At 52.6% G+C, this 10,166-nt stretch carries 8 protein-coding genes; 2 read left to right on the forward strand and 6 right to left on the reverse strand.

Features of this window, described 5'->3' with window-relative positions:
* Window positions 1-4: 4 nt before the first annotated feature.
* The 3 genes from J5224_RS12890 to J5224_RS12900 all read right to left on the reverse strand — a co-directional run bounded on the left by J5224_RS12890 (window position 5) and on the right by J5224_RS12900 (window position 4,084).
* Window positions 5-2,446, reverse strand: a complete 2,442-nt coding sequence (locus tag J5224_RS12890) for a TonB-dependent siderophore receptor (protein WP_264625752.1) — start codon at window positions 2,444-2,446, stop codon at window positions 5-7.
* Window positions 2,447-2,607: 161 nt separating this feature from the next.
* Window positions 2,608-3,582: a FecR family protein gene (locus J5224_RS12895; protein ID WP_264625753.1), complete on the reverse strand. Its 975-nt coding sequence runs from the start codon at window positions 3,580-3,582 to the stop codon at window positions 2,608-2,610.
* Window positions 3,569-4,084, reverse strand: a complete 516-nt coding sequence (locus tag J5224_RS12900) for an RNA polymerase sigma factor (protein WP_264625754.1) — start codon at window positions 4,082-4,084, stop codon at window positions 3,569-3,571. The genes J5224_RS12895 and J5224_RS12900 overlap by 14 nt, the downstream gene beginning before the upstream one ends.
* A 275-nt stretch (window positions 4,085-4,359) precedes the next feature.
* On the opposite strand from J5224_RS12900, the gene cbpA reads away from it, so the two are divergent.
* Together cbpA and cbpM are read left to right on the forward strand one after the other, a co-directional pair.
* Window positions 4,360-5,280 carry a curved DNA-binding protein gene (cbpA, locus tag J5224_RS12905; RefSeq protein WP_264625755.1) on the forward strand — a complete coding sequence of 307 codons (921 nt, stop codon included), beginning with the start codon at window positions 4,360-4,362 and terminating at the stop codon, window positions 5,278-5,280.
* On the forward strand, window positions 5,280-5,588 hold the full coding sequence (gene cbpM, locus J5224_RS12910; RefSeq protein ID WP_264625756.1) for a chaperone modulator CbpM: 309 nt from the start codon (window positions 5,280-5,282) through the stop codon (window positions 5,586-5,588). The genes cbpA and cbpM overlap by 1 nt, the downstream gene beginning before the upstream one ends.
* Before the next feature lie 57 nt (window positions 5,589-5,645).
* Here the strand turns inward: cbpM and J5224_RS12915 are convergent, their stop codons facing one another.
* The 3 genes from J5224_RS12915 to J5224_RS12925 form a co-directional block, all read right to left on the reverse strand.
* Entirely contained in the window at window positions 5,646-6,611 is a 966-nt protein-coding gene (locus tag J5224_RS12915; protein ID WP_264625757.1) for an Rpn family recombination-promoting nuclease/putative transposase, read from the reverse strand.
* Window positions 6,612-6,749: 138 nt separating this feature from the next.
* Complete coding sequence (locus J5224_RS12920) at window positions 6,750-8,222, reverse strand: glycoside hydrolase family 1 protein (RefSeq protein ID WP_264625758.1); 1,473 nt, start codon at window positions 8,220-8,222, stop codon at window positions 6,750-6,752.
* A gap of 20 nt (window positions 8,223-8,242) precedes the next feature.
* On the reverse strand, window positions 8,243-10,153 hold the full coding sequence (locus J5224_RS12925; protein ID WP_413544674.1) for a beta-glucoside-specific PTS transporter subunit IIABC: 1,911 nt from the start codon (window positions 10,151-10,153) through the stop codon (window positions 8,243-8,245).
* Window positions 10,154-10,166 lie beyond the last annotated feature (13 nt).

The following is a 10,166-nucleotide window of genomic DNA, read 5'->3' on the forward strand; positions in this document are numbered from 1 at the left end:
GGCATCACCAGCGATAAGCCAGTGAGGCATACACCACCCGATCGTTGCCGTAGTTACAGAAGTTATTGGACAGGCACGTCACATAGCGTTTATCGAACAGGTTATTGACGCTGACCTTGCCACTTAACCCGTTGAGCGTTGGCGATCTTTTGCCGAAATCGTAACTGACTGACGCATCGAACACGGTGTAACTCGGCGCATCCAATCGCGTGGCGTTGGCGGTATAAACGTTAGGCGAATATCCCCCCACCGTGCTGCCGACATAGCGCACGCCGCTGCCCAGGGTAATCCCCTCCAGCACGCCGGAGCGGAAGCGATAATCGGCCCACAGCGAAGCGGTGTAATCAGGAATACCAATAGGTGCCTGCCCGACATCGACCCCTAATCCTTTAACCACTTCGGCGTTGGTGTAGGTCAAGGCACTGGTCACATTGATGTTGTCCGTAACCGCCATCTTGCTTTCAAACTCAACGCCGCGTGAACGCTGTTCCCCGGTTTGGTAAGTGGTGTATGGGTTGGCGGAGGTCACGACGTTACTTTGTGTAATATCAAAGTAGGCAAGCGTAAACAGCGCATTAAAATGCGTAGGTTGGTATTTTACCCCCACTTCGCGCTGCTTCGCTGTAGTCGGCTTAAAGGCGCTGCCGCTTGCATCAGTACCATTGACCGGCAGGAATGATGTGGAGTAGCTGACATAAGGCGCAATCCCCATGTCAAAGTTGTAAATCAGCCCGAGCTTACCGCTTACCGCGTCGTCATCTTGCACGCTACGGGTATCATTCAGTCGGTTATCGGTTCTGGTTCGAATAGTGTCATAGCGCATGCCGCCCACCAGCGTCCAACGATCGAGATCGATCTGATCCTGCGCGTAAAAACCCGCCTGATTGGTGTGCTGCTTCTGGTTGGTGATGCGCGCCAGCGTCAGGTTAGTCGCTACGCCATACACCGGGTTCAGGAAATCAATGGAAGGTGCGCCGCCGTAATCCCGAATTTGCGTCCAGTCAGATTGCTGATAATCAAAACCGAATAAAGCCGTGTGATATAAACGCCCGGTATCAAATTCAGCCTGAAGTTGCAGATCGGATGTCAGACCGCGCAGCGTTTCATCCGTTCCCAGCGCGTAACGCGAGATGGTATGTCCATCGGCCCCCATGCTGGACGTCCCTACGCTCTTGCTCACCGTTGAGTGATCGAGATAGCGGAAATTGTGGCGCACGCTCCAGGTGTCATTGATGCGGTGCTCAAACTGATACCCCACCATGATCTGCTTACGATCGAACTGATCAAACGCCGGATCGCCGTCGTTGAAATTACGGGGGATTTGCCCTGCCGGGCTGGGCCACAGTGAACCGACCGTGGGCAACACACCGTAGTATCCCCCTTCAGGATCGTGCTGATAACTCATGTTGAGCGTGAATGAAGTATCGGTATCGGGGATCCAGGTCAGAGAGGGAGCGACATAGACGCGTTCTTCTTTGGTATTCACTACCTGCGTGTCAGATTTCCGGCCAAGCGCGACAACGCGATAGAGCAACGAGCGGTCATCGTTGAGCGGCCCGGCGGAATCCATACCAAGTTGCATCCGGTTATGGCTGCCGTAGAGCATCTCAACCGCGTGCTGCGGTTCGCTGGTCGGTACCTTGGAAATCGCATTGATCAACCCGCCAGGCGTCACACCACCATACAGCGTGGACGACGGACCTTTGAGGAATTCGATGCGCTCAATACCATAGGTTTCAATCTGCGGAATGGCATAACCGCCGCCGCGCAGTAAGCGCAAGCCATCAAGATACTGGTTGCTGTCGGTCGGAGAACCGAAACCACGAACATAAGGCAAATCATAACGCGATGCCGAGCCGCGAACTTCTGCCGCCACGCCCGATGAATAGCGCAATGCCTGCACCAAGCTTTGCGCGCCCTGCGCGTCAGCCTGTTCGCGGGTGATCACGCTGACCGACTGCGGCGTTCTCATCAGCGGGGTGTTGGTTTTGGTACCAGAGGTACTGTTGCTGGCAACATAACCCACCACCGGGCCCAGTCGGCTATTTCCCTGCGCCTGAACCACCATGGTGTCGGGCGTTCCCCCTGATGCAGTCCTCGCTGACGGAGGCAATACATAAATTTGTACCGTGGTTGCATTACTAAAGCGGTAGCCCAGCCCGGTGCCATTGAGCAGGGTTGCCAACGCCTGCTCAGTGCTCAGCGTGCCACGCACGGGTTTACCAATGGTGGCCATTTCCGGCTCTTCACGGAAAACAACGGACAGGCCAGTGATACGGCCAATGTCGTTCACCGCCTGAGTGACGGGTTTCGCCGGAAGATTGAAGCTGAATTGCTGCGTGGCTTGCTGTTCAACCGGCGCTGCGGCGCTGTGCGCACCACTAAAGCTGGTCAATAAAAGGGTGGCGAATACGTAGCCTGCCTGGTGTGCTCTTTTTTGTTTCATTAGAAGAGATCCTCATCTCGTGTCATGAACTGCGAGCACGTTAATAATAGTAATTATCATTTGCACTCTCACTACGTTCACGAATGAGAAAACGGATCACTGAACCCTGAAAATGAATTTTTTAATCAAAAAATCACAACACATTGTAAAATATATTATTTTTATGGAGAGAGAATCACCAGCCGTTCAGTGACTTTGCGCATCTGAAACCCGACACTGGCCTGCAACGATGCCAACGCCGCATCGCTATCCACCAGCGAAAAGCTGCCAGTCACCGTTTGATTAGCCAACGCCGATGACGGGATGAGAATACGCCCGGGACGGTAGCGTTCCACCTCACGCACCACATCAGCCAGCAGAGCACGATAAAACACATAACGTCCTTCGCGCCACGCCATTTCGTCTGCAACATTAACACTGACAGGTGCATGGGTTCCGCTGGCGCTAAACCATACCTGCTGTCCGGGTTTAAGCAGAGTGGGAGTCACAGACCCACCCGCTGTCACCGCGACACTTCCTTTTGCCAGGGTCACCAGAGCAGAATCATCCATCAAACGCACATCAAATTGGGTACCAAGCACCCGCACATCACCCGCCGCCGTCGCCACCACAAAGGGCGTCTGCGACGGCGTGACATCAAAAAAAGCGGCACCGCGCAGCAAGTGGACGCGCCGCCCTTGCGGCGTAACGTCAACGTTGAACGCGCTATCCGCATCCAGCAATACCCGCGAGCCATCTGCCAGCGTTATGTCTCGACGTTCGCCTTTGCTCGCCACGTGGCTTGCCGTAACATCCTGCATCCAGTAAGGGTTTTCCAGCCAAAGCACTCCCGCCAGCATCAATGCACAGCAGGCGCTGGCCGAAACCAGCCACCGTCTGGCGCGTTGATGGCGTTTTTCCTGCTTGATTGCCGTGAGATAAACTGCCAGCGCATCGGACTCCTTTTCCGCCAATCGCTTGCCCGGAGCCGCGGTTGCCTGCCATACCGCCTCGACCGCGCGATACGCTTCATCGTGCGCCGGGTTACTCTGTCGCCACTGGTCACAGGCAATTCGCTGAGCGCGCGAAGAATTATCCCGCAGAGCGATAAACCAGTCGCGCGCTTGTTCGCGGATTTGCGCCTCAGTCGGTGTCATCGTGCTCGCCTCCTATGCGCGCTTCGCAGGCAGCTACGGCCCGCGCCATGTGTTTTGCCACCGCTCGTGATGAAATCCCCATCACCGCAGCAATTTCCGAGAAACTGCGACCATGAACCCGATTGAGCAAAAAGATATGCCGTGTTTTTTGCGGTAAGGCCGCCAGGATTTCATCAATATGATGGATGTTCTGCTGTGCGGACACAATGTCTTGCGGCGACTCGACTTCTTCAGTGTAGTGCTCAGGCAGCACGCCCTGAAGGTAGTCTGCTTTGGTTTTTTCCGCCCGCAAATGGTCAATGGCCGCATTACGCGCACAGCGGGTGAGATAGGCGGCGGAGTCGCCTTTCCACTCAATCGCCTTTTCCCACAAGCGCAGAAAGATATCCTGCACCAGGTCGCTGGCGATATTACGGCACCCCACCCGACGCCGGATCTGCCGTTCCAGGCGTTCATGCTCTGTGAGGTATAGCGCGGCGAGATCCTTGCTTTTGTCGGTCATAACGTCGAGCCCCGAACGGTAGTAAAAACAGTGCCGAACCGCGCAAGGATCCTGTGCAACAACGTGGGAAGCATGGGCTGAACGGACGGCAATTATTGCTGATGTTATCGACCGTTTCCAGCAAATAAAAATGATAATCAATGCATTACGTTTAGTACGGTTATCGTTACGGTGACTTGCAGTGGAGATATGCATTGCATGGGATTATCCTACACTTAGCGGTGAAAATACGCTCAGGAATCCCACTTACCGATTGAATGACGCGAGATTACGTTATGGAATTAAAGGATTATTACGCCATTATGGGCGTAAAATCGACAGACGATCTCAAGACCATCAAGACCGCCTATCGTCGATTGGCCCGCAAATACCACCCGGATGTCAGTAAAGAGCCCGACGCCGAAGCACGGTTTAAAGCCGTGGCTGAAGCCTGGGAAGTGCTGAGTGACGAACAGCGGCGAGCAGAGTATGACCAACTGTGGCAACACCGTAATGATCCACAGTTCACCCGGCAGCCACAGCAGGAAAGTGGTCAGCGCTATAAGGCTGAAGACGTTGACGATCTGTTCTCCTCTCTCTTTGGTCAGCATGCACGCCAATCACAGCAATCCCGCGCAACCCGAGGTCATGATATTGAAATCGAAGTCGCGGTATTCCTCGAAGAAACCCTTAGCGAGCACAATCAAACCATCAGTTACAAGCTACCGGTGTATAACGCCTTCGGCATGGTAGAGCAGGAAATTCCCAAAACGCTCAATGTGAAGATACCGGCAGGCGTGGGCAACGGTCAGCGCATTCGCCTTAAAGGCCAGGGAACGCCGGGCGAACGAGGTGGACCAAATGGAGACCTGTGGTTAGTCATTCATATTGCACCGCACCCGCTGTTCGATATCGTGGACCACGATTTGGAAATTGTTGTCCCGCTCGCCCCTTGGGAAGCCGCACTGGGCGCAAAGGTCACCGTACCGACGCTGAAAGAGAGCATTCTGCTGACGATTCCTGCGGGCAGCCAAGCAGGCCAACGGTTACGTATCAAAGGTAAGGGGCTTATCGGTAAACACCATACCGGCGATTTGTACGCCGTAATAAAAATCGTGATGCCACCTAAACCGGATGACCGCGCCAGCATCTTGTGGCAACAGTTGGCAGACACCCAACCATCCTTTGATCCTCGCAAAACATGGGGGAAAGCATAATGTCTACAGTAACCATTACCTTTACCGTTACTGAGTTTTGCCTGCATACCGGCGTTTCGGAAGACGAACTGAGTGAAATTGTTGGCCTGGGGGTGATTGAACCTCATGAAGATGAACATTCATGCTGGCAATTTGACGATCGTGCAGCCGCGATGGTAGAGCGCGCCCTGCGTTTAAGAAGGGAGTTAGCGTTAGATTGGCCCGGTATCGCCGTAGCTCTGACATTACTGGAAGAGAACGCACAGTTACGCCAAGAAAACCGACGGCTGCAACAGCGCCTGTCCCGCTTTATTACACATGTCGAATAAGGCCAGACTGCGTAGCACGGTTTAAAATCGTAGTAACGTGCTACGCATCAGAGTGCATCAATGGTGGAGTTGCAACAGGTCGTCTTCTGTAAGACTGGTCATTTCTATGATGATGGTGTGATCCATTCCTTTCTGCAACATCGCTCTGGCGATTTTTAATCGGGCTTCGCGTTCCCCTTTTTCAAGTCCACGCGCCTCCCCCAGCGCTATGCCTTTTTCGATACCTTTTTCGATACCTTTTTCGATGCCTTTCTCGATGCCTTTCTGCTCCAACTGTTCCGCTATGGTCATCAGTTCATCTCCATGTTGCGGCACCCGTTGTGCCAGTTGCCTCACATAAGTATCGGCATTCGCCGTATTACCCATCTGTACCATGTAGTTTATCAGCGATCTGACCTGTTGTCTGGTCATGGTATTTGTCAGCATAATTGTCACTAACCGGTCCATTAATTCAACCAAATCTCGCTGACGTATATGCTTTTGCACCAACGTCAGCGCCGCCATACTACGATGTTGCATAATTTCATCATCGGGAATGACGGTGACATCGATCAAATAGAAATTTTCGGTGTAAAGTCGGTGAGCAACGGTCGGATCATCAAACAGTTGTAACCAGCTAAGCGGATAGGGATATGGACTTGTTTCACCGGCGTAAAACACCATCGGGATAACGAGGGGTAGCGTTTTATGACCCGCATCGAGATGGCGCTGCATCGCAGCAATAGCATATCGCATTAATCTGAACGCCATCATTTTATCCGGTGAACTCTGGTGTTCAATCAGCACATGGATATACCCTTCCCCCGCTATTGTCCGCAAGCTGTAAAGCACGTCGCTGTAATAGGCCCGAAGATTATCTTCAATGAAAGATCCAGACTCCAATTTCAGCGTATCCAGACAGCAAAGTTTCCGTAAGTGCTTGGGCAAGTGCAACTGCATGAAATCTCTTGCCGTGTCTGGATGAGTCAAGAACTGCTTGAACATGGCATCATGAGGAGTGGGTGTTGTTGTAGACTTTTTCATCAGTGCACACTCTGAAATGTATCCACAACGATTTTACGCTTTCGTACTTATCGGCTTGTTCAATGGCAACGGTACGTTTTGCTATTCACGACGATCGCGAGCGAGAAATGACTCACCAGCGATAGCCGTATTCACACCTTAGAGCGTTTCACCGTTAGTGGCGATAACATCCTGATACCAATAGAAACTCTTCTTACGGTAGCGGGCCAGTGTGCCGTTACCGTCGTTATCCTGATCGACATAGATAAAGCCGTAGCGCTTGTTCATTTCTGACGTCGATGCGCTGATAAGATCGATGGGTGCCCAAGAGGTATAGCCCATCAGTTCCACGCCGTCTTTCACCGCTTCTTTCATCTCTTTCAGATGCGACTGGAAGAACGCAATACGGTAGTCATCATTAACCTGATGATCGTCGTCGATCTGATCGACAGCACCCATGCCATTTTCCACCACGAACAACGGGATCTGATAACGATCGTACATATCGTTGAGCGCTATGCGCAGCCCAACCGGATCGATCTGCCAGTCCCATTCGGTGGTTTTCAGATAGGGGTTCTTCACGCCACCAGCAATGTTACCGCCCACTTTGTCCATCTTGTCGGCGTTGACGCTGGTGACCAGCGACATGTAGTAGCTGAAGGAGAGGAAATCCACCGTATGCTGTTGCAGGATCTCTTCATCACCCGGCAGCATGTTGATGTGAATGCCCTTTTCGACGAAACGGCGCGTCATGTGGCGCGGATAACGTCCGCGAATCTGGACATCACTAAAGAAGTAGTTGAGCTGGTTTTCGCGGTATGCCAGCAAAATATCTTCCGGCGCACAGCTTTCCGGGTAGGTCAGCAAGCGCGTCAGCATGCAGCCAATTTTCGCCTCCGGACAGAGGCGACGACAATGTTTTACCGCCAGCGCGCTGGCAACAAACTGATGATGCAGCGCCTGATAAATCACGGTTTCAATCTCATCCTTCGAGAAGCGATCCGGCACAATTCCGCCCGTGGTAAACGGGTGACGGATGATACTGTCGATCTCATTGAACGTGAGCCAGTACTTCACTTTATCTTTATAACGCTCCAACACGGTAACCGCGAATTTCTCAAAACAATCCACCGTTTTTCTGCCATTCCACCCGGCAAAATGGTTGACCAGATAGATCGGCATTTCGTAATGGGACAGTGTTACCAGCGGCTCAATACCGTTGCTGCGCAGCTCATCAAACAGTTCGTCATAGAAACGTAACCCCTCTTCATTCGGCTGCTCTTCAATCCCAGTGGGGAAAATACGTGTCCAGGCAATGGAGACGCGCAGCACCTTGAAATTCATCTCGGCAAACAGGGCAATGTCTTCACGAAAACGGTGATAAAAATCGATACCGCGGCGTTTAGGGTACGCGCTGGCGTCAGTGGCGGCGATAGCGTCGGCAATCTGCTCATCGGTGATTTTATAGTGCTTCTCATACTCTTCACGCTTCAGGTTCTTTTTGTGAATCGCCATGTCTGCCGTGGAGAGCCCTTTGCCTCCCACATTCCATCCACCTTCTACCTGATTGGCCGCCAGTGCGCCGCCCCACAAAAATCCTTTCGGAAAACCGGTAATGGCTGAATCTTTCATGTTCTCTCTCCCACTGATGATTAAACGGTGGCGCTAAACAGCGTCATTAAGGTGTTGTTGTTGGTTACGCGATGCTGTTCAGTGGCAGAAATCGACTGATAGTCATCGGTATTGGCGATCACTACGGGCGTTGTCACATCAAAGCCTTTGGCGATCAGCGCCTCAAGATCGAAGGTCACCAGCAATTGCCCTGTGGTGACACGATCCCCTTCATTGACATGGCTGGCAAAATGCTCACCGTTGAGCCGTACCGTATCGATCCCGACGTGCACCAGCACTTCCACACCCTCATCAGAGGTGATTCCAATGGCATGTTTGCTGTGAAACAGCTTTGATACCACGCCATTTACTGGCGACGTCACTACCCCCTCAGAGGGGAGAATCGCGATGCCTTTACCCATGATTTCACTGGCGAATACCGCATCCTTAACCGAGGTAAGCGGCATGACAGTGCCATTGAGCGGTGCCACCAGCGTGATGCCCGGTAACAGGCTTTGGTTACCCGCCGTCGTCAAAGGGGCAGAAGACGTTGTCGCTTTTGACGTTTTTGCCGTGACCGCCGACGACTCGCCGAGTGACTCATCAAAACCCAGCAGGTAGGTCAACAAGGCCGAGAGCGTAAACGACATGCCGATACCAATCAGGTAATAGGCAAACGTGGTGGTCATAAACGCAGGCAACGTGGTCAACGCCGGGAAAACATAGGCCATGACCGTGGTGCCCATTGAACCGATAAAGCCCCCCGCGACCGTCCCGGCAATCAGCGATGCCACCAGCGGGCGCTTATATTTGATAGAAATACCGTAGACGATAGGCTCGGTTACGCCAGCAAACAACGCAGGCACCATGCTGGACAGCGCAAAGGATTTCAGCTTTTTATCCTTGGCTTTCAGGAACACGCCAAACGCCGCTCCCGCCTGAGCAAAGGTCGCGGCGGCCGTCGCCGGTTTGATGGTGTCAAAGCCGCGCAGTGCCAGGTTATTGAGCATTACCGGCACCATGCCCCAATGCAGGCCAAAGATCACCAGCAGCGTCCAGCCACCGCCCAGGATCGCCCCGGTCAGCATGCCGCTCACGCCGTTCATGTAAGCAATGCCCGCCCCGATGCCATCCCCGAGGTAAACACCAATCGGCCCGACGGCAATCACAATCACCGGCACCATGATTAGCATTCCCAACATCGGTACAGCCACCATCTCGATGCTTTGGTGAATCAGGCGTTTTAGCAATCGTTCCAGATAGGAGTAAGCCCAGATAGCCAGTATCGCCGGGATCAACGTGGAGGAGTATTTCATCAGCACCACCGGAACGCCCAGAAACTCGACAATATCCCCCTGCTTTGCCATCAACCCGGTGAACGTCGGCTCCAGCAATGCACCGACAATCGCAACAGAAACAAACGGATGCGCATTGAACGCTTTAGCACAGGAAAACGCCAACAGCAGCGGCAGAAAATAAAACACGCTGTTGCTCGCTGCCGCCAGAATTTTATAGGTGCTGCCTGCGGTATCAATCAGGTGGTAGGTCGACAAGATCACCAGAAAGGCTTTCAGCATCCCGGCACCGGCCAATGCAGGCACAATGGGCACTAAAATGGAGGACATTTTATTGAACAGACGTCCGACAATATTGCCTTTCTTGCCATCGGATTCGCTATCACTGTCCGAAGGGGCATCACCTTTAATGCCAAACTCATCCACTAAAAGGCGATATACCGTCGAGACATCATTGCCAATCACGACCTGGTATTGGTTATTGCTTTCGACGGCCAGAATAACGCCATCCAGCTTATCCAATGCGGCTTTATTAAATTTAGTACCATCTTTTAGTGAAAATCTTAAGCGCGTAATACAGTGAGTTAACGAACCAACGTTCTTTTCACCGCCAATAAGCTCAAGTATTTCCCCGGCAAGTAAACGAAAATTACTCATGGGCTGACCTCGA

The sequence above is a fragment of the Candidatus Symbiopectobacterium sp. NZEC135 genome, assembly GCF_025962695.1.

Excerpts from the sequence above, each read along its gene's own strand:
- J5224_RS12915 (WP_264625757.1), bottom strand. The coding sequence starts at position 6,611 with ATGAAAAAGTCTACAACAACACCCACTCCTCATGATGCCATGTTCAAG.
- J5224_RS12895 (WP_264625753.1), bottom strand. The coding sequence starts at position 3,582 with ATGACACCGACTGAGGCGCAAATCCGCGAACAAGCGCGCGACTGGTTT.
- cbpA (WP_264625755.1), top strand. The coding sequence starts at position 4,360 with ATGGAATTAAAGGATTATTACGCCATTATGGGCGTAAAATCGACAGAC.
- cbpM (WP_264625756.1), top strand. The coding sequence starts at position 5,280 with ATGTCTACAGTAACCATTACCTTTACCGTTACTGAGTTTTGCCTGCAT.
- J5224_RS12890 (WP_264625752.1), bottom strand. The coding sequence starts at position 2,446 with ATGAAACAAAAAAGAGCACACCAGGCAGGCTACGTATTCGCCACCCTT.
- J5224_RS12900 (WP_264625754.1), bottom strand. The coding sequence starts at position 4,084 with ATGACCGACAAAAGCAAGGATCTCGCCGCGCTATACCTCACAGAGCAT.
- J5224_RS12920 (WP_264625758.1), bottom strand. The coding sequence starts at position 8,222 with ATGAAAGATTCAGCCATTACCGGTTTTCCGAAAGGATTTTTGTGGGGC.
- J5224_RS12925 (WP_413544674.1), bottom strand. The coding sequence starts at position 10,153 with ATGAGTAATTTTCGTTTACTTGCCGGGGAAATACTTGAGCTTATTGGC.